Origin of the sequence: Streptomyces sp. NPDC059649 (assembly GCF_042734445.1) — a bacterium.
GTDB lineage: Bacteria > Actinomycetota > Actinomycetes > Streptomycetales > Streptomycetaceae > Streptomyces.
The window spans coordinates 1-17496 of the sequence record NZ_JBHWDV010000046.1 but is presented as its reverse complement, the minus strand read 5'-3'; the positions used below and the strand labels follow the sequence as shown (position 1 = coordinate 17496).

The window sequence follows — 17496 nt, the reverse complement described above, 5'->3', positions numbered from 1 at the left end:
GCTGTGAACACGCTTGAACTGCTGCCCGCCGTCGACGTCCGCGACGGCCAGGCCGTCCGCCTGGTCCACGGCGAGTCCGGCTCCGAGACCTCCTACGGCGACCCGCTGGAGGCGGCCCTCACCTGGCAGCGGGCCGGCGCCGAGTGGCTGCACCTCGTCGACCTCGACGCGGCCTTCGGCACCGGTGACAACCGCGCGCAGATCGCCGAGGTGGCCCGCTCGATGGACATCAAGGTCGAGCTGTCCGGCGGCATCCGCGACGACGCCTCGCTCGCCGCGGCGCTGGCCACCGGCTGCACCCGGGTCAACATCGGCACCGCGGCGCTGGAGAACCCCGAGTGGGTCGCCAAGATCATCGCCGAGTACGGCGACCGGATCGCGGTCGGCCTGGACGTCCGGGGCACGACGCTGCGCGGCCGCGGCTGGACCCGCGACGGCGGCGACCTCTACGAGACGCTGGCCCGCCTGGACTCCGAGGGCTGCGCCCGGTACGTCGTCACCGACATCAACAAGGACGGCACCCTCCAGGGCCCCAACCTGGAGCTGCTGCGGAACGTCTGCGCCGCCACCGACCGCCCCGTCGTCGCCTCCGGCGGCGTCTCCTCCCTCGACGACCTGCGGGCGATCGCGGGCCTGGTCCCGGAAGGTGTGGAGGGCGCGATCGTCGGCAAGGCGCTCTATGCCAAGGCGTTCACCCTGGAGGAAGCACTGGAGGCGGTGTCCCGATGAGCGAGGCCGTGCGGCGCGTACAGTCCGACAGCCCCTGGGAGGGGAGTTTCGGCCATGCAAGCGCCGTCGCGGCCGGGGACCGGGTCCTCGTCGCCGGCACCCTGCCGTTCACCGGCACGGTGCTGCACGGTGAGGGGGACCCGTACGAACAGGCGCGCGCGGCCTTCCGGCAGGGCCTCGACGCGCTGAAGGAATTCGGCCTGGGCGCCGAATCCGTCATCCGCACCCGTATGTACCTCACCCACGTACGCGACGTGGACGCCGTCGGCCGGGCCCACAAGGAGCTCTTCGACGCCGTGCGGCCCGCCGCGACCATGGTCGTGGTCTCCGGCTTCGTCGATCCGCGGGTGCTGGTGCAGATCGAACTCGAAGCATTCCGCGACAGCGCAACCCCGGGGAGCGCGCCCCGGGCCCCCGAAGGAGAACCGCGATGACCCTGGCGGTCCGAGTCATCCCTTGCCTGGACGTCGACAACGGCCGGGTCGTCAAGGGCGTCAACTTCCAGAACCTCCGCGACGCGGGAGACCCCGTCGAGATGGCCAAGATCTACGGCGAGGAGGGCGCCGACGAGCTGACCTTCCTCGACATCACCGCCTCCTCCGGCAACCGCGAGACCACCTACGACGTGGTCCGCCGCACCGCCGAACAGGTCTTCATCCCGCTCACGGTCGGCGGCGGCGTCCGCACCCCGGAGGACGTGGACAAACTCCTGCGCGCCGGCGCCGACAAGGTCGGCGTCAACACCGCGGCCATCGCCCGCCCCGACGTGATCCGCGAGATCGCCGAACGCTTCGGCCGCCAGGTCCTGGTGCTGTCGGTCGACGCCCGCCGCACCGACGCCGGCACCCCGTCCGGCTTCGAGGTCACCACCCACGGCGGCCGCCGCGGCACCGGCATCGACGCCGTCGAATGGGCCCACCGCGCCGCCGAACTCGGCGCCGGCGAGATCCTGTTGAACTCCATGGACGCCGACGGCACCAAGGACGGCTACGACGTCGAGATGATCGAGGCGGTCCGCAAGCACGTCACCGTCCCGGTCATCGCCTCCGGCGGCGCCGGCAAGCTCTCCCACTTCCCCCCGGCCGTCGCCGCCGGCGCCGACGCGGTCCTCGCCGCCTCGGTCTTCCACTTCGGCGACCTCCGCATCAGCGAGGTCAAGCAGACCCTGCGCGAGGCGGGGCACCCGGTGCGCTGAGGGGCACACGGTGGCCGGCGGGCCCTGGTTTCACTCTTGGTAGTGAAGTTGGTAGTGATCATGGTGGCGGGCTGTCTAGTCTGACGACATGCCTGGAATCACGATCGAATTCACCGAGGAAGAGCTCGCCGAGCTGCGTGCCGAGGCCAAGGAGCAGGGCAAGGCCATCAAGCGGCTGGCGCACGACATACTGACCGAAGACGTGGTGCGGCGGCGGCAGAAGCAGCGCTTCGTCGAGGGCGCGACGCAGAAGGCGCTGGCGTACAAGGCCGAGTTCGATCAGGTCTTCCCGGAGGGCATGAGGTGATCCTGTCCGTCGACGCGGGCTGGATCCTCAACGTCCAGATCGAGGTCTCGCCTGCCAACACGCCCATCCGCGACTGGGGCGCCCTGCACTGCATGGCGGAGCGCCATCGCTACCAGCGGTTAGCCGGCGAGGTCTACTACGAAGAGGCGGCCGCGCGGGCCGCCACCTTCCTGCACACCGCGCTGCTCCTGCAGCCGTTCTCTGATTACAACGCCACCATCGGGGCGGCCTGTGCGGATACGTACATGGCGGACTCCGGTGAGCCGATCACCCCGCCACCCGGCGCCGTGGTCCAGCTGGTACGGGACATCCGCGAGCGAGAGGCGGGCTTGCTGGAAGCCGCGCTGCGCATTCGCGACTGGCGGACCAAGTAACCCACCCGCACAGCCCGCCGGGGCGCGCCCCGCGCCCCGGCTCCCTCTCGGCCGGGGGCCGTCAGCGCCCCTTGCGTGCCGCGCGGACGAACTCGCGGTTCATCCTCGTGATGCTGAACAGCGGGATGCCCTTGGGGCAGGCGGTGGCGCATTCGCCGGTGAGGGTGCAGCCGCCGAAGCCCTCCTCGTCCATCCGGGCCACCATGTCCAGGACCCGGGACTCGCGTTCCGGGGCGCCCTGCGGCAGGACGCCCAGGTGGTTGACCTTGGCCGAGGTGAAGAGCATCGCGGCGCCGTTGGGGCAGGCGGCCACGCAGGCGCCGCAGCCGATGCACTCGGCGTGCTCGAAGGCGAAGTCCGCGTCCGGCTTGGGGACGGGGGTGGCATGGGCCTCCGGCGCCGCTCCCGTGGGGACGGTGATGTAGCCGCCGGCCTGGATGATCCGGTCGAAGGCCGAGCGGTCGACGACGAGGTCCTTGACGACCGGGAAGGCGGCGGCCCGCCACGGCTCGATGTCGATGGTGTCGCCGTCCTGGAAGGACCGCATGTGCAGCTGGCAGGTGGTGGTGTGCTCCGGGCCGTGCGCGTCGCCGTTGATGACGAGCGAGCAGGCGCCGCAGATGCCCTCGCGGCAGTCGTGGTCGAAGGCGACGGGTTCGTCGCCGGACAGGATGAGCTGTTCGTTGAGGACGTCCAGCATCTCCAGGAAGGACATGTCGGGCGAGATGCCGTCCACCTCGTACGTGGACATGGCGCCTTCGGTGTCGGCGTTCTTCTGGCGCCAGACGCGCAGGGTGAGCCTCATGCGTAGCTCCGCTGGGTGGGGTGGACGTACTCGAAGACCAGGTCTTCCTTGTGCAGGGTCGGGGCCTCGCCCGTTCCCGTGAACTCCCAGGCGGCGGCGTAGGAGAACGCGTCGTCCCTGCGGGCCGCCTCGCCGTCCGGGGTCTGGGACTCCTCCCGGAAGTGTCCGCCGCAGGACTCGGCCCGGTGCAGCGCGTCGAGACACATCAGCTCGGCGAGCTCCAGGTAGTCGACGATCCGGTTGGCCTTCTCCAGGGACTGGTTGAACTCTGCGCCGGTGCCGGGCACCTTGATGCGGCGCCAGAACTCCTCGCGGATCTGCGGGATCCGCTCCAGCGCCTTGCGGAGCCCCGCATCCGTACGGGCCATACCGCAGAACTCCCACATCAGCTCGCCGAGTTCACGGTGGAAGGAGTCCGGCGTCCGGTCGCCGTCGACGGCCAGGAGGAGGTGGAGCCGGTCCTCGGTCTCGGCGAGGACTTCTTGGACGACCGGGTGCTCGGCGCCCACCTCGTCCTCGTGCGGATGGCGCGCCAGGTAGTCGTTGATCGTCGACGGCAGCACGAAATAGCCGTCGGCCAGGCCCTGCATCAGCGCGGACGCGCCGAGCCGGTTGGCGCCGTGGTCGGAGAAGTTGGCCTCACCGATCGCGAACAGGCCGGGAACGGTGGTCTGCAGGTCGTAGTCGACCCACAGCCCGCCCATCGTGTAGTGCACGGCGGGGTAGATCCGCATCGGCACCTCGTACGGATCCTCGTCGGTGATCCGCTGGTACATGTCGAAGAGGTTGCCGTACTTGGCCTCGACGGCCGCCCTGCCCATGCGCCGGATCGCGTCCGCGAAGTCCAGGTAGACGCCCTGCCCGCCCGGGCCGACGCCGCGGCCCTCGTCGCAGACGTTCTTCGCGGCGCGCGAGGCGATGTCGCGGGGGACCAGGTTGCCGAAGGACGGGTAGATGCGCTCCAGGTAGTAGTCGCGCTCGTCCTCGGGGATCCGGTGCGGCGGCCGGTCGTCGCCCTTCGCCTTCGGCACCCAGATCCGGCCGTCGTTGCGCAGCGACTCGCTCATCAGCGTCAGCTTGGACTGGTGGTCGCCGGTGCGCGGGATGCAGGTCGGGTGGATCTGGGTGAAGCAGGGGTTGGCGAAGTACGCGCCGCGCCGGTGCGCCCGCCAGATCGCGGTCGCGTTGGAGTTCATGGCGTTCGTCGACAGGTAGAAGACGTTGCCGTAGCCGCCGCTGGCCAGGACGACGGCATCGGCGAAGTAGGTGTCGATCGTGCCGGTGACCAGGTCCCGGGCCACGATGCCGCGGGCCCGGCCGTCCACCACGATCAGGTCCAGCATCTCGGTCCGCGGGTGCATCGTCACGTTCCCCGCCGCGATCTGCCGGGACAGCGCCTGATAGGCGCCGAGCAGCAGCTGCTGGCCCGTCTGGCCACGGGCGTAGAAGGTGCGGGAGACCTGGACGCCGCCGAAGGAGCGGGTGTCGAGCAGACCGCCGTACTCGCGGGCGAACGGCACGCCCTGGGCCACGCACTGGTCGATGATCTCGACCGATATCTGGGCGAGGCGGTGCACATTGGACTCACGGGCCCGGAAGTCGCCGCCCTTGACGGTGTCGTAGAAGAGCCGGTGGACCGAGTCGCCGTCGTTGCGGTAGTTCTTCGCCGCGTTGATCCCGCCCTGCGCGGCGATCGAGTGCGCCCGGCGCGGCGAGTCCTGGTAGCAGAACTGCTCGACGTGGTAGCCCTGTTCGGCGAGGGTGGCACCGGCCGCACCGCCGGCGAGCCCGGTGCCGACGACGATGACGGTGTGCTTGCGGCGGTTGGCCGGGTTCACCAGCTTCGCCTCGAAGCGGCGGGTGTCCCAGCGCTCGGCGACCGGCCCGGCCGGCGCCTTGGTGTCGGCGACCGGCTCCCCGGTCGCGTAGTCGGCGTAAGGAGACATGGTCAGCTCACCACTCCGGTCATGACGGCGACGGGTACGGAGACGAAGCCCACCGTCAGCACCAGCGCGAGGACGTGGGCGGTGGTCTTCAGGAGGCGGTCACGGGTGCGGCTGCCGACGCCGAGGCTCTGCGCCGCGCTCCAGAAGCCGTGCCGCACGTGCAGGCCGAGCGCCAGCATCGCGACGAGGTAGATGACGTTGCCGTACCAGGTGGAGAAGGTGTCGATGATGTTCTGGTACGGGTGCAGGTGCTGGTACCCGTCGGGGTGCACCGTGCCGGTCGTCAGGTCGAGGAGGTGCCAGACGATGAACAGGCCGAGGATGATGCCGCCCCAGCGCATGGTGCGGGTGGCGTAGCTGGCCCGCGGCTTCTTGTGCACGTACTTGCTGGGGCGCGCCTTGATGTCGCGGCGGCTGAGCTGATACGCGGACGTGGCGTGGGCGACGACGGCGACGACGAGCACGACCCGCACGATCCACAGGCCCCACTCGTGGTGGAGGACCGGCTCACCCATGGTGCGCAGCCAGCGGGCGTAGTGATTGATCTCCTCAGGGCCGAAGAAGATCTTCAGGTTCCCGATCATGTGGACGACCAGGTAGAGCAGCATGATCAGCCCGCTCACGGCCATCACGGTCTTCTTGCCGACGGAGCTGTCCCAGAGCGTGCGGGTCATGGACGGTCGTCGGTCCGTCCGCGTTGCCAGTGCCATGGGTCCCGACCGTAAGGAGCACGCCGCCATCAGTCCAAGACATGCTCCGGCTCATCTCCATAGGCTGAGGCTATCGATGCCTTACCTTTCCCGTATGCAGCTGCAGCAGCTCCGCTACTTCACCGCGGTCGCCGACACCCGCCACTTCACCCGCGCCGCCGAACGCGAGCACGTCGCCCAGCCCTCCCTGTCCCAGCAGATCCGGTCCCTGGAACGGGAACTGGGCGCCGAGCTCTTCCACCGCGCCCGCGGCCACATCACCCTCACCGACGCCGGCGAGACCCTGCTGCCGCTGGCCCGCCGGATCCTCGCCGACGCCGAGACCGCCCGCCGCGAGGTCCAGGAGGTCGCCCAGCTGCGTCGCGGCCGGCTGCGGCTCGGCGCCCCGCCCAGCCTCTGCGCCAGCCTCGTTCCCGACGTCCTGAGCACCTTCCACGCGACCTACCCCGGCGTCGACCTGATCGTCACCGAGGACGGCTCCCAGGACCTGGTGCGTGCCCTGGCCGACGGCGCGCTCGACCTGGCCCTGATCATCACCCCGCTGCCCGTCCAGGCCCCCGCGCTGGTCACCTCCGAGCTGCTGCGCGAGGAACTGGTCGTGGTCTCCGCCCCGGACCGGCCCGCCCCGGTGACCGGCCGGCGCACCCGGATCCGCGTCGAGGACCTCCGCGGCCGCCCGCTGGCCATGTTCCGCCGCGGCTACGACCTGCGGGAATTCACCACCGCGGCGTGCCGCGCGGCCGGCTTCGAGCCGACCTTCACCGTCGAGGGCGGCGAGATGGACGCGGTCCTCGGCTTCGTCCGCGCCGGCCTGGGCATCGCCGTCGTGCCCAGCATGGTCGCCGAACGCTCCGGCCTGCGCATCACGTCGTTCGCCACCCCCGGCATGCACCGCGTCGTCTCCGTCGCCCACCGCGGCGACGTCTCCCCGTCCCGCGCCGCCCGCGAACTGGCACGCATCCTGAAGGAACACCTGGGCCTGCGGCCGTCGTAGGGCCCCGGCGGGCGTTCCGGCCCGTCGCCCACCGCCGCGCGGCGCCGTGGCAGGTGATCGCGACCGGCCGTAGGGTGGCCGGTATGTCGACCCATGCGAAGCGTGAACGGCTCCTCCTCGCCGACCTGTTGGAGAGCGCCGGGCCGGAGGCGCCGACGCTCTGTGAGAACTGGACCACCCGGGATCTGGCCGCGCACGTGGTCGTCCGCGAGCGGCGCGCCGACGCGGCCGGCGGGCTGCTGGTCAAACCGCTCGCGGCCCGGCTGCAGCGGGTGCAGGCGGAGTTCGCGGCCAAGCCGTACGGCGAGCTGATCCACCTGATCAGGACCGGCCCGCCCAGGCTGTCGCCGTTCGCGCTCAAGCCGGTCGACGAGGCGTCCAACACCGTCGAGTTCTACGTCCACGCCGAGGACGTCCGGCGCGCCCAACCGGAATGGACCCCGCGCGAGGTGGACCCCGTCTTCGCGGACGCGCTGTGGACCCGGGTCGAGCGGATGGCCCGCGTCCTGGGCCGCCGCTCACCCGTCGGGCTGGTGCTGCGCCGCCCGGACGGGCGCACGGCGGTCGCCCATCGCGGCACACCGGTCGTCACCGTCGTCGGCGAGCCGGGCGAGCTGACGCTGTTCGCCTTCGGCCGGCAGCAGGTCGCCAACGTCCAGCTGGACGGCGACAAGGACGCGGTCGACCGGCTGCTGGCGACGAAGCTCGGCATCTGAGGGACCTCCGCGCCGCCGGGCCCGGGCCGGGCCCTGCCGATGCGGGGGCACGCCCCGGTCCGCGCCCTCACCGGTGCAGCAGCACCAGCACGACCACCACCGCCACCACCACCGCCGCCGCGAACACCGCCCCCAGCACCCGCGCCGCCACCCGCGCGGCCCGGTCGGGCTCCGGCGGGGGCGGTGGTACGGGCGGCGGCGGTTGCGGGGGCATATCTGCAGGATGACAGGGCCCGCACGGCACAATGGAGCCATGAGCAGCAGCCGCACGCCCCTCGCCGACTCCGCACTGGACCCCGCGATCGCCGCCCGCCTCAAGCGCGGCGCCGACGGCCTGGTGCCCGCCATCGCCCAGCAGTACGACACCGGTGAGGTGCTGATGATGGGCTGGATGGACGACGAGGCGCTGCACCGCACACTGACCACCGGCCGCTGCACGTACTGGTCCCGCAGCCGCCAGGAGTACTGGGTCAAGGGCGACACCTCCGGCCACGTCCAGTACGTCAAGTCGGTCGCCCTGGACTGCGACGCGGACACCCTCCTGGTCAAGGTCGACCAGGTCGGTGCCGCCTGCCACACCGGCGCGCGCACCTGCTTCGAGGCCGACGTGCTGACGACCGGGCCCGACCAGGACCAGTAGGCTCCGCTGCCATGACCACGGGAACCACCGGCACCGCCCATCCGGACCTCGACACCTTCCGTACGCTCGCCAAGGACCGGCGGGTCATCCCCGTCACCCGCCGCCTGCTCGCGGACGGCGACACACCGGTCGGGCTGTACCGAAAACTCGCCGCCGAGCGCCCCGGCACCTTCCTGCTGGAATCCGCCGAGAACGGCCGCACGTGGTCGCGCTACTCCTTCATCGGCGTCCGCAGCGCCGCCACCCTCACCGCCCGCGACGGCCGGGCGCACTGGCTCGGCACCCCGCCGGTCGGCGTGCCCACCGACGGCGACCCGCTGGCCGCGCTGCGCGCCACCGTCGAGACGCTGCACACCCCCCGCGACCTCATCGAGGGCGCGGGCCTGCCGCCCTTCACCGGCGGCATGGTCGGCTACCTCGGCTACGACATCGTGCGCCGCCTGGAGAAGATCGGCGACAGCACCGCCGACGACCTCCGGCTGCCCGAGCTGACCATGCTGCTCACCTCCGACCTCGCCGTCCTCGACCACTGGAACGGCACGGTCCTGCTGATCGCCAACGCGATCAACCACAACGACCTCGACACCGGCATCGACGAGGCGTACGCCGACGCGGTGGCCCGCCTGGACACCATGGCCGACGACCTCGCCCGGCCCGCGCCGGCCAGCGCCGCCGCGCTGCCGCCGTCCGAGGTCCCCGCGTACACCGCCGAGTGGGGCGGCCCTGCCTACCAGGAGGCCGTCGAGGACATCAAGGAACGCATCCGGGCCGGCGAGGCATTCCAGGTGGTGCCCTCCCAGCGCTTCGAAACCCCCTGTACGGCAAGCGCGTTGGACGTCTACCGGGTACTGCGGGCCACCAACCCCAGCCCGTACATGTACCTCTTCCGCTTCGAGGCGGCCGAGGGCCCCGACGGTGTGGCCTTCGACGTGGTGGGCTCCAGCCCCGAGGCGCTGGTCAAGGTCGAGGGCGGCCGGGCCATGGTCCACCCCATCGCCGGCACCCGCCCGCGCGGCGCCTCCGTCCAGGAGGACCAGGCCCTCGCCGACGAGCTGATGGCCGACCCCAAGGAGCGCGCCGAGCACCTGATGCTGGTCGACCTCGGCCGCAACGACCTCGGCCGGGTCTGCGCACCGGGCAGCGTCGAGGTCGTCGACTTCATGTCCGTCGAGCGCTACAGCCATGTGATGCACATCGTCTCGACGGTCACCGGCCAGGTCGCCGAGGGCCGCACCGCCTTCGACGTGCTCACCGCCTGCTTCCCGGCCGGCACCCTCTCCGGCGCGCCCAAGCCGCGCGCCATGCAGATCATCGAGGAGCTGGAGCCGACCAAGCGCGGCCTGTACGGCGGCTGTGTGGGCTACCTCGACTTCGCCGGCGACTCCGACACCGCCATCGCGATCCGCACCGCCCTGCTGCGGGACGGCACCGCCTACGTCCAGGCCGGCGCCGGCGTGGTCGCCGACTCCGACCCGGTGGCCGAGGACACCGAGTGCCGCAACAAGGCGGCGGCGGTGCTCCGCGCCGTGCACACCGCCAACCACCTGGGCCGGTAGCCCACCGCCCGCCCGGCACCACCCCCGCGCACCGGCCCCCGCCGGCCGGTGCGCGATAGTGGTACGCGTGAGTGCCGCACCGCAGACCCCCGCCGACACCGACCCCTCGGACGCCACCGAATCCCCGGACGTCACCGGGTCCCCGGACCCCGCGCCTTCGGACGGGACCGCGTCCCCGGCCGCCACCCCGTCCGGTCCGGCCCGGACCGGCGGCGCCCGGCGCAGCCTCGCGCTCGCGCTGCTGACCGGCGCGGCCGGCGCCGGCCTGGCCCTGCTGGCCTCCGGCCGCACCTGGGCCCGCGGCTCCGCGGTGCTGGCCCAGGGCGAACTGCCCCGCACCGTCACCGGCGCCGACGTCACCGGCGTCCCCGGCGCCCTGGCCGTGGTCGGCCTGGCCGCGCTGGTCGCCGTCTTCGCGGTCCGCCGGGCCGGCCGGATCGCGGTCGCCACGCTGCTCGCGCTCAGCGGCACCGGCATCGTCGTCGCCGCCGTGCTCGGCAACGCCGACACCTCCGCACTGCGCGAGAAGGCGGCCACCGCCGTCGGCCTGACCGGCGCCGATGTGCATCACGTCACGCACACCGGCTGGCCGTGGGTGGCCGCGGCCGGCGGTCTGCTGCTGCTCGTCGCCGGCGTCCTGGCCCTGGTGTACGGGCGCCGCTGGCCCGCGATGTCGGGCCGGTACGAGCGCACACCCGGCGGCGCCCGCGGCGCGCGCCGTGCCCCGGCGGCCCCGGATCTGGACCGCCCGGAGGAAATCTGGAAGTCCCTGGACCGCGGTGAGGACCCCACCCGGTAAAAGGGCTCCGCCGGGCATCGGTGACAATGGACGCCGAGGATCACCGCGCCCGGACCCCGGCGCGATAGAGCATCGAGGAGCACTCATGTCGAGCAGCGGCCACGGACACACCCCCGCAGCCTGGACCGGCGTCATCATCTCGTTCATCGGCTTCTGTGTCGCCGGAGCCTTCATCGTGCTGGGGAGCGTGCCCGGCTTCTGGGCCGGCATGGTGCTCATCGGCGCCGGCGCCGTGGCCGGCGGTCTGATGCGCGCGGCCGGCCTGGGCCAGGAGCCCAAGCGCGCGGCGAAGGCCCGTACCCCCCAGGCCCAGCCGCAGGAGGGCTGAGCCCGGCCCGCACCGGGTGATCCTCCGGACCGCCCCGCCCCCGAAGGCGCCGCTTCCCGGCCCGTACGCACCCCACCGGTGCCGTACCCGCCGTCCGTGCCCATCCCGTACGGCGGCCGAGAAGCTGCGCCTTCGCGGGTATCCGCGCACAATCGGCACGTGAGCGATCGCGCGGCCGGCGCCCGGCCCCCAGCCCCGCCGGCGGCCGGACTGCCCCGCCGGCTCCGGGCCCCGCTGGGCACCCTGACCGCCGCCCTCGCCGCGTTCGGCTACGTGGGCGCCGTCGACCCGAACGAGCCCGGCCACTACCCCGTGTGCCCGCTGCGGCACCTCACGGGCGTCCTCTGCCCGGCCTGCGGCGGGCTCCGCAGCGCCCACGCGCTCGCCCACGCGGACCTGACCGCGGCCCTGGCCGCCAACGCCCTCCTGGTGGCCGCCTGCGCCGCCGGTGCGGCCTTCTGGGCGGTCTGGGCCGGCCGGGCGGCCCGCGGGCTCCGCACGGCCGGACCACGGCCGCGGGCCGCGCACTGGTGGGCGCTGGGCGGACTGCTGCTGGTCTTCACGGTCGTCCGCAACCTCCCCTTCGGCAGCGGCCTGGCGCCATGAGCAGCCGGTGCGCGGGTGTCCAGCCTGTGGGACCACGGTCAACCGGATGCGGGACCTGCATCCCGCGGCGGATACCATCGGAGTGCCGGATGGGGCAGTGCGTCCCACGGGCCACTGTCCACCTCCCCCGCTCAAGAAGGAGGCCGCTCGCGTGAGTGTGCTCGACGAGATCATCGACGGGGTCCGTGCCGACCTGGCCGAGCGGCAGGCGCACACCTCCCTCGACGAGCTCAAGGAGCGGGCCCGTAAGGCACGCCCCGCGATGGACGGTGTCGCGGCACTCAAGGGCGAAAGCGTCACGGTCATCTGCGAGGTCAAGCGCTCCAGCCCCTCCAAGGGCGCGCTGGCCGCGATCGCCGACCCGGCCGGCCTGGCCGCGGACTACGAAGCCGGCGGCGCCGCGGTGATCTCCGTACTGACCGAACAGCGCAAGTTCGGCGGTTCGCTGGCCGACCTGGAGGCCGTCCGGGCCCGGGTCGACATCCCCGTGCTGCGCAAGGACTTCATCGTCACCGCCTACCAGCTGTGGGAGGCCCGCGCCTACGGTGCCGACCTCGCCCTGCTGATCGTCTCCGCGCTGGAGCAGGAGGCGCTGGTCTCGCTGATCGAGCGGGCCGAGTCGATCGGGCTGACGCCGCTGGTCGAGGTGCACGACGAGGAAGAGGTCGCCCGCGCGGTGGACGCCGGCGCCCGGATCATCGGCGTCAACGCCCGCAACCTCAAGACGCTGGAGGTCGACCGCGGCAACTTCGCCCGGGTCGCCCCCGAGATCCCGGACCACATCGTCAAGATCGCCGAATCCGGCGTCCGCGGACCGCACGACCTGATCGCCTACGCCAACGACGGCGCGGACGCGGTCCTGGTCGGCGAGTCGCTGGTCACCGGCAAGGACCCCAAGACCGCGGTGGCCGACCTGGTGGCCGCCGGTTCCCACCCGGCGATCCGCCACGGACGGGCCTGACGCCCCCCGGACCTTCGGATGACCGCCACCTCCTCCCGCACCCGCCGCCCCGGCACGGACCCCCGCTCCGGGCCGGCGGTGCTGCTCGCCTGCGCGCTGCCCCCGTGGCACCGCGGCTGCCGCGCGCCCGCCCGCCGGGTCCGCGGACGGCGGGTGCGCTACCACATCGGCTCGGAGCCGGGACAGATCAACGGGCGCCGATGGCGCAGCGCTGCCGCACGCTGACCGGGGACGGACACCCGTCCCCGGTACCGGCCTGCGCGGCAGCCCTCTTCCGTAGCGTGATGTCCGAAATCCCACAGTGCGGGGCGTGAGCCCCGATCGAGGAGCGCGTTTCATGTCCTCCGACTTCTTCCTTCCCGACCCCGACGGGCAGGTGCCCAGCCCCGAAGGCTATTTCGGCGCCTTCGGCGGCAAGTTCATCCCCGAGGCGCTGGTAGCCGCGGTCGACGAGGTCGCGGCCGAGTACGAGAAGGCCAAGGCCGACCCGGCGTTCGCCGCCGAGCTCGACGACCTGATGGTCAACTACACCGGGCGCCCCAGCGCGCTCACCGAGGTGCCGCGGTTCGCCGAACACGCCGGCGGGGCCCGGGTGTTCCTCAAGCGCGAGGACCTCAACCACACCGGCTCGCACAAGATCAACAACGTGCTGGGCCAGGCGCTGCTCACCAAGCGCATGGGCAAGACCCGGGTCATCGCCGAGACCGGCGCCGGCCAGCACGGCGTCGCCACCGCCACCGCCTGCGCCCTCTTCGGCCTCGACTGCACCATCTACATGGGCGAGGTCGACACCCAGCGGCAGGCCCTCAACGTCGCCCGGATGCGGATGCTCGGCGCCGAGGTCATCGCCGTGAAGTCCGGCAGCCGCACCCTCAAGGACGCCATCAACGAGGCGTTCCGCGACTGGGTCGCCAACGTCGACCGCACCCACTACCTCTTCGGCACGGTCGCCGGCCCGCACCCCTTCCCGGCCCTGGTGCGCGACTTCCACCGCGTCATCGGCGTCGAGGCCCGCCGGCAGATCCTGGAGCGCGCCGGCCGCCTGCCGGACGCCGCGCTGGCCTGCGTCGGCGGTGGCTCCAACGCCATCGGCCTGTTCCACGCCTTCCTGCCCGACAGCGATGTCCGGCTGATCGGCTGCGAGCCGGGCGGCCACGGCGTCGAGACCGGCGAGCACGCCGCCACCCTCACCGAGGGCACCCCCGGCATCCTGCACGGCTCGCGCAGCTACGTCCTCCAGGACGAGGACGGCCAGATCACCGAGCCGTACTCGATCTCGGCCGGCCTGGACTACCCCGGCATCGGCCCCGAGCACGCCTACCTCAAGGACGTCGGCCGCGCCGAGTACCGCGCCGTCACCGACGACGCCGCGATGCAGGCACTGCGGCTGCTCTCGCGCACCGAGGGCATCATCCCGGCCATCGAGAGCGCCCACGCGCTGGCCGGCGCCCTGGAGGTCGGCCGCGAACTGGGCCCGGACGGCCTGCTGCTGGTCAACCTCTCCGGCCGCGGCGACAAGGACATGGACACCGCTGCGCGGTACTTCGGGCTGTACGACGACAAGGGCGCAGCCGACGTCAACGGCGCGGTCCAGCCGACCGGCGAGGGGGAGAAGTGATGGCGGGCAACATCGAACTGCTCAATTCCGTACTGGCCCAGGCCAGGGCGGAGAACCGCGCCGCGCTCGTCGGCTACCTCCCGGCCGGCTTCCCGACCGTCGACGGCGGCATCCGCGCGATGACCGAGATGCTGGACGGCGGCTGCGACATCGTCGAGGTCGGCCTGCCGCACAGCGACCCGGTCCTGGACGGCCCGGTCATCCAGACCGCCGACGACATCGCGCTGCGCGGCGGCGTGAAGATCGTCGACGTGATCCGCACGGTCCGCGAGGTGCACGCCGCCACCGGCGCACCGGTGCTGTGCATGACGTACTGGAACCCCGTCGACGCCTACGGTGTCGAGCGGTTCGCGGCCGACCTGGCCGAGGCCGGCGGCGCGGGCTGCATCCTGCCGGACCTCCCCGTCGAGGAGTCCGAGGTGTGGCGCAAGGCCGCCGAGCAGCACGGGCTGGCCACCGTCTTCGTGGTCGCACCGAGCAGCCGGGACGAGCGGCTCGCCAAGATCACCGCGGCCGGCAGCGGCTTCGTCTACGCCGCCTCGCTGATGGGCGTCACCGGCACCCGCGCCTCCGTCGGCCGGGAGGCCCAGGAACTGGTCGTGCGCACCCGCGCCACCACCGAGCTGCCGGTCTGCGTCGGCCTGGGCGTCTCCAACGCCACCCAGGCCGCCGAGGTGGCGCAGTTCGCGGACGGCGTGATCGTCGGCTCGGCGTTCGTCAAGCGGCTGCTGGAGACCGACGGCGACGAACAGGCCGGTCTCGCCGGGGTGCGCGCCCTGGCGGGCGAGCTGGCCGAGGGCGTGCGCACGCGCTCCTGAGGCCACGGGCCGGGGGCGGACGCCGCCGCCCCCAGGGACGGCGGACGTCCACGGCGGCACGGAACACCGTCCCTCGATAGGGCGAACATCGGTGCGGAGGGGTGCGGCGGCACCCCTCCGCTTCGTTTGTCAGGGGCGTGAGCCAGAAGAACGAAGAGGGTAAGAGAAGCGCCCGCGAGCGGCTGCAGGCCCAGCGGGAGAAGGAAAGGGCGCGCGCCCGGCGCAGCCGGCAGGCGATCGTCGCCGGGGCGGTGCTGGTGGTGCTGGCGATCGCCGGCGGCATCGCCGCCTGGGTGATGTCGTCGGGCAGCGGCGGCAGCAGCTCCGACAACGAGACCGCCCTGCCGAAACAGGCCAGCGGCGGCAACAGACCAGCCGTCCCCGTGGGCGCACCCAACGCCCCCTCCACCCTCACGGTGTGGGAGGACTTCCGCTGCCCCGCCTGCCGGCAGTTCGAAACCGGCTTCCGCCCGGTGATCCACGAACTCCAGGACAAGGGCCAGCTGAAGAGCGAGTACCACCTCGTGACGATCATCGACGGCAACGCCGGCGGCAAGGGCTCCCTCAACGCCGCCAACGCCGCGCTGTGCGCCCAGGACGCCGGACGGTTCCGCGACTACCACGACGTCCTCTACGCGAACCAACCGCCCGAGCAGGAGGACAAGTTCGCCGACAAGAAGTACCTCCTCCAGCTGGCCGGCAAGATCAAGGGCCTCACCACCCCCGCCTTCACCGCCTGCGTCAACGACGGCAAGTACGACGCCTTCGTCCGCAGGTCCAACGACGCCTTCGCCACCTCCGGATACCGCGGCACCCCGACCGTCCTGCTCAACGGCAAGGACCTCGCCAAGCTCAAGGGCGGCCGGATGACCCCGGCGGACCTGAGGAAGATGGTCCTGGACACCAACAAGGGCAAGCAGCCGGGCACCGGCGCCCCGTCCGCCCCGAGCGGCTCGCCGGGCCACAGCGGCTCGTCGGGCCACGGCGGCTCGTCGGGCCACGGCGGCTCGTCGGGCCACGGAGCGTCGCGGGGCCACGGAGCCTCGCGGGGACACGGCGCCCCGCCCGCCGCGAGTGCCGCCCCCGGCACGGGCACCGGCGTCGCACCCGGCACCGGCGCGCACGCCACCCACGGGGCGATGGTCCCGCCCTCCTCCTAGCCACACAGCGTCACCGCACACCGGCGGGGTCGTTACGCAGCCGTTGCCGGGCGGGTTGTCGCCCACCCGGCCCGGCGCGGTAGCGTCGTCCCTGCCATGGAACTCGCATTCATTCCCAGCCCGTCGGTCGGCGTCGTACACCTCGGCCCGATCCCGCTGCGCGGCTACGCGTTCTGCATCATCATCGGCGTCTTCGTGGGCGTCTGGCTCGGCAACAAGCGCTGGATCCAGCGCGGCGGCCGTTCCGGCACGGTCGCCGACATCGCCGTGTGGGCCGTGCCCTTCGGATTGGTCGGCGGCCGTCTCTACCACGTCATCACGACGTACGAGCCGTACTTCGGCAAGGACGGGCACCCGCTCGACGCCTTCAAGGTGTGGGAGGGCGGCCTGGGCATCTGGGGTGCGGTGGCGCTCGGCGCCGTCGGGGCCTGGATCGGCTGCCGCCGCCGTGGCATCCCGCTGCCGGCCTACGCCGACGCGCTGGCCCCCGGCCTGGCGATCGGCCAGGCGATCGGCCGCTGGGGCAACTGGTTCAACCAGGAGCTCTACGGCAAGCCGACCGACCTGCCCTGGGCGCTGAAGATCAGCTCCGACCCGGCCATCGGACGCGTCGGCGGCACCTACCACCCGACCTTCCTCTACGAGTGCCTGTGGTGCCTCGGCGTCGCGGCGCTGGTCATCTGGGCCGACAAGCGCTTCCGGCTCGGCCACGGACGGGCCTTCGCGCTGTACGTCGCCGCCTACTGCGCGGGCCGCGCCTGGATCGAGTACATGCGGGTCGACGAGGCGCACCACATCCTGGGCCTGCGGCTGAACGTCTGGACCGCGCTGATCGTCTTCGTCCTGGCCGTCGCCTACTTCGTGGTCTCCGCCAAGAAGGCGCCCGGACGCGAAGAGGTCGTCGAGCCGGGAGCGCTGGAGGAGCGCGCGGCCGCGGAGGCCGCCGCGGCCGGTAAGGGCGACGCGGAGGCCGAGCCCACCGACGACAAGGGCGAGACCCCGGCCGCGAAGACCGCCGAGAAGCCCGCCGCGAAGACCGCCGAGAAGCCCGCTGTGAAGACCGAGAAGGCGGATCCGAAGCCGGACGAGAAGCCGGAGGCGGCGGCCGCTGACGCACCGGCCGACGACGAGCCGGCCGCCGAGGCCGCGGACAGCAAGAAGTCCTGAGTCTGACGTTCTTCGAGGCCTGAGGACAACTCGCCCCAGATGGCACAATCTGTGCATGGAACACGAC

22 protein-coding genes are annotated in these 17496 nt (G+C 72.5%); 18 read left to right on the top strand and 4 right to left on the bottom strand.

What is annotated here, in order from left to right; translation table 11 throughout:
• Positions 1-3 precede the first annotated feature (3 nt).
• From priA to ACFV1J_RS32440, 5 genes are all read left to right on the top strand, one after another.
• Positions 4-729 carry a bifunctional 1-(5-phosphoribosyl)-5-((5-phosphoribosylamino)methylideneamino)imidazole-4-carboxamide isomerase/phosphoribosylanthranilate isomerase PriA gene (priA, locus tag ACFV1J_RS32460; protein WP_201802014.1) on the top strand — a complete coding sequence of 242 codons (726 nt, stop codon included), beginning with the start codon at positions 4-6 and terminating at the stop codon, positions 727-729.
• Positions 726-1163, top strand: coding sequence for a RidA family protein (locus ACFV1J_RS32455; protein ID WP_385864120.1), 438 nt, complete (start codon positions 726-728; stop codon positions 1161-1163). Before priA ends, ACFV1J_RS32455 begins: the two co-directional genes overlap by 4 nt.
• Entirely contained in the window at positions 1160-1924 is a 765-nt protein-coding gene (gene hisF / locus ACFV1J_RS32450) for an imidazole glycerol phosphate synthase subunit HisF (protein ID WP_385864118.1), read from the top strand. Before ACFV1J_RS32455 ends, hisF begins: the two co-directional genes overlap by 4 nt.
• An 88-nt stretch (positions 1925-2012) precedes the next feature.
• Positions 2013-2231, top strand: coding sequence for a hypothetical protein (locus tag ACFV1J_RS32445; RefSeq protein ID WP_385864116.1), 219 nt, complete (start codon positions 2013-2015; stop codon positions 2229-2231).
• Positions 2228-2605 (top strand): hypothetical protein, encoded by a 378-nt coding sequence (locus tag ACFV1J_RS32440; protein ID WP_385864113.1) that lies wholly within the window; start codon positions 2228-2230, stop codon positions 2603-2605. The genes ACFV1J_RS32445 and ACFV1J_RS32440 overlap by 4 nt, the downstream gene beginning before the upstream one ends.
• A gap of 61 nt (positions 2606-2666) precedes the next feature.
• Here ACFV1J_RS32440 and ACFV1J_RS32435 read toward each other — a convergent pair whose 3' ends face one another.
• The 3 genes from ACFV1J_RS32435 to ACFV1J_RS32425 are packed head-to-tail and all read right to left on the bottom strand — an operon-like array spanning position 2667 to position 6066.
• Positions 2667-3410: a succinate dehydrogenase/fumarate reductase iron-sulfur subunit gene (locus tag ACFV1J_RS32435; protein ID WP_385864111.1), complete on the bottom strand. Its 744-nt coding sequence runs from the start codon at positions 3408-3410 to the stop codon at positions 2667-2669.
• Positions 3407-5356 carry a fumarate reductase/succinate dehydrogenase flavoprotein subunit gene (locus tag ACFV1J_RS32430; RefSeq protein ID WP_385864110.1) on the bottom strand — a complete coding sequence of 650 codons (1950 nt, stop codon included), beginning with the start codon at positions 5354-5356 and terminating at the stop codon, positions 3407-3409. Before ACFV1J_RS32430 ends, ACFV1J_RS32435 begins: the two co-directional genes overlap by 4 nt.
• Before the next feature lie 2 nt (positions 5357-5358).
• A complete protein-coding gene (locus ACFV1J_RS32425) occupies positions 5359-6066 on the bottom strand; it encodes a succinate dehydrogenase (protein WP_385864108.1) in 708 nt (235 codons plus the stop codon).
• 94 nt (positions 6067-6160) lie between these two features.
• Between ACFV1J_RS32425 and ACFV1J_RS32420 the strand changes: the two genes are divergently transcribed.
• The gene (locus ACFV1J_RS32420; RefSeq protein ID WP_385864107.1) at positions 6161-7060 is read left to right on the top strand and encodes a LysR family transcriptional regulator; all 900 of its coding nucleotides are present in this window, start codon (positions 6161-6163) and stop codon (positions 7058-7060) included.
• An 83-nt stretch (positions 7061-7143) separates the two neighbouring features.
• Positions 7144-7776, top strand: a complete 633-nt coding sequence (locus ACFV1J_RS32415; RefSeq protein WP_385864106.1) for a TIGR03085 family metal-binding protein — start codon at positions 7144-7146, stop codon at positions 7774-7776.
• Positions 7777-7843: 67 nt separating this feature from the next.
• On the opposite strand, the gene ACFV1J_RS32410 is transcribed toward ACFV1J_RS32415, so the two are convergent.
• Entirely contained in the window at positions 7844-7990 is a 147-nt protein-coding gene (locus ACFV1J_RS32410) for a hypothetical protein (RefSeq protein ID WP_385864105.1), read from the bottom strand.
• Between the two features lie 39 nt (positions 7991-8029).
• Here ACFV1J_RS32410 and hisI point away from each other — a divergent pair, with 39 nt between their 5' ends.
• The 11 genes from hisI to lgt all read left to right on the top strand — a co-directional run bounded on the left by hisI (position 8030) and on the right by lgt (position 17429).
• Positions 8030-8416 carry a phosphoribosyl-AMP cyclohydrolase gene (hisI, locus tag ACFV1J_RS32405; protein WP_385864103.1) on the top strand — a complete coding sequence of 129 codons (387 nt, stop codon included), beginning with the start codon at positions 8030-8032 and terminating at the stop codon, positions 8414-8416.
• An 11-nt stretch (positions 8417-8427) separates the two neighbouring features.
• Positions 8428-9972 (top strand): anthranilate synthase component I, encoded by a 1545-nt coding sequence (locus ACFV1J_RS32400; RefSeq protein WP_385864101.1) that lies wholly within the window; start codon positions 8428-8430, stop codon positions 9970-9972.
• A 67-nt stretch (positions 9973-10039) separates the two neighbouring features.
• Positions 10040-10771: a TIGR02234 family membrane protein gene (locus tag ACFV1J_RS32395; protein WP_385864099.1), complete on the top strand. Its 732-nt coding sequence runs from the start codon at positions 10040-10042 to the stop codon at positions 10769-10771.
• An 85-nt stretch (positions 10772-10856) separates the two neighbouring features.
• Entirely contained in the window at positions 10857-11099 is a 243-nt protein-coding gene (locus ACFV1J_RS32390) for an HGxxPAAW family protein (RefSeq protein ID WP_360941608.1), read from the top strand.
• 159 nt (positions 11100-11258) lie between these two features.
• Entirely contained in the window at positions 11259-11705 is a 447-nt protein-coding gene (locus tag ACFV1J_RS32385; protein ID WP_385864097.1) for a DUF2752 domain-containing protein, read from the top strand.
• Positions 11706-11856: 151 nt separating this feature from the next.
• Positions 11857-12666, top strand: a complete 810-nt coding sequence (gene trpC, locus ACFV1J_RS32380; RefSeq protein WP_030413643.1) for an indole-3-glycerol phosphate synthase TrpC — start codon at positions 11857-11859, stop codon at positions 12664-12666.
• 18 nt (positions 12667-12684) lie between these two features.
• A complete protein-coding gene (gene trpM, locus ACFV1J_RS32375; protein WP_385864095.1) occupies positions 12685-12891 on the top strand; it encodes a tryptophan biosynthesis modulator TrpM in 207 nt (68 codons plus the stop codon).
• A gap of 112 nt (positions 12892-13003) precedes the next feature.
• Positions 13004-14284 carry a tryptophan synthase subunit beta gene (trpB, locus tag ACFV1J_RS32370; protein WP_385864093.1) on the top strand — a complete coding sequence of 427 codons (1281 nt, stop codon included), beginning with the start codon at positions 13004-13006 and terminating at the stop codon, positions 14282-14284.
• A complete protein-coding gene (gene trpA, locus ACFV1J_RS32365) occupies positions 14284-15102 on the top strand; it encodes a tryptophan synthase subunit alpha (RefSeq protein ID WP_385864091.1) in 819 nt (272 codons plus the stop codon). Before trpB ends, trpA begins: the two co-directional genes overlap by 1 nt.
• A gap of 137 nt (positions 15103-15239) precedes the next feature.
• A complete protein-coding gene (locus ACFV1J_RS32360; RefSeq protein ID WP_385864090.1) occupies positions 15240-16262 on the top strand; it encodes a DsbA family protein in 1023 nt (340 codons plus the stop codon).
• 96 nt (positions 16263-16358) lie between these two features.
• Positions 16359-17429, top strand: coding sequence for a prolipoprotein diacylglyceryl transferase (lgt, locus tag ACFV1J_RS32355; protein ID WP_385864088.1), 1071 nt, complete (start codon positions 16359-16361; stop codon positions 17427-17429).
• The last annotated feature ends 67 nt before the right edge of the window (positions 17430-17496 follow it).

Coding starts and splice junctions, on each gene's coding strand:
- ACFV1J_RS32415 (WP_385864106.1), top strand. CDS start 7,144: ATGTCGACCCATGCGAAGCGTGAACGGCTCCTCCTCGCCGACCTGTTG.
- ACFV1J_RS32400 (WP_385864101.1), top strand. CDS start 8,428: ATGACCACGGGAACCACCGGCACCGCCCATCCGGACCTCGACACCTTC.
- lgt (WP_385864088.1), top strand. CDS start 16,359: ATGGAACTCGCATTCATTCCCAGCCCGTCGGTCGGCGTCGTACACCTC.
- trpB (WP_385864093.1), top strand. CDS start 13,004: ATGTCCTCCGACTTCTTCCTTCCCGACCCCGACGGGCAGGTGCCCAGC.
- ACFV1J_RS32420 (WP_385864107.1), top strand. CDS start 6,161: ATGCAGCTGCAGCAGCTCCGCTACTTCACCGCGGTCGCCGACACCCGC.
- hisI (WP_385864103.1), top strand. CDS start 8,030: ATGAGCAGCAGCCGCACGCCCCTCGCCGACTCCGCACTGGACCCCGCG.
- trpM (WP_385864095.1), top strand. CDS start 12,685: ATGACCGCCACCTCCTCCCGCACCCGCCGCCCCGGCACGGACCCCCGC.
- trpA (WP_385864091.1), top strand. CDS start 14,284: ATGGCGGGCAACATCGAACTGCTCAATTCCGTACTGGCCCAGGCCAGG.
- ACFV1J_RS32435 (WP_385864111.1), bottom strand. CDS start 3,410: ATGAGGCTCACCCTGCGCGTCTGGCGCCAGAAGAACGCCGACACCGAA.
- ACFV1J_RS32390 (WP_360941608.1), top strand. CDS start 10,857: ATGTCGAGCAGCGGCCACGGACACACCCCCGCAGCCTGGACCGGCGTC.
- ACFV1J_RS32445 (WP_385864116.1), top strand. CDS start 2,013: ATGCCTGGAATCACGATCGAATTCACCGAGGAAGAGCTCGCCGAGCTG.
- ACFV1J_RS32425 (WP_385864108.1), bottom strand. CDS start 6,066: ATGGCACTGGCAACGCGGACGGACCGACGACCGTCCATGACCCGCACG.
- ACFV1J_RS32430 (WP_385864110.1), bottom strand. CDS start 5,356: ATGTCTCCTTACGCCGACTACGCGACCGGGGAGCCGGTCGCCGACACC.
- ACFV1J_RS32455 (WP_385864120.1), top strand. CDS start 726: ATGAGCGAGGCCGTGCGGCGCGTACAGTCCGACAGCCCCTGGGAGGGG.
- ACFV1J_RS32410 (WP_385864105.1), bottom strand. CDS start 7,990: ATGCCCCCGCAACCGCCGCCGCCCGTACCACCGCCCCCGCCGGAGCCC.
- hisF (WP_385864118.1), top strand. CDS start 1,160: ATGACCCTGGCGGTCCGAGTCATCCCTTGCCTGGACGTCGACAACGGC.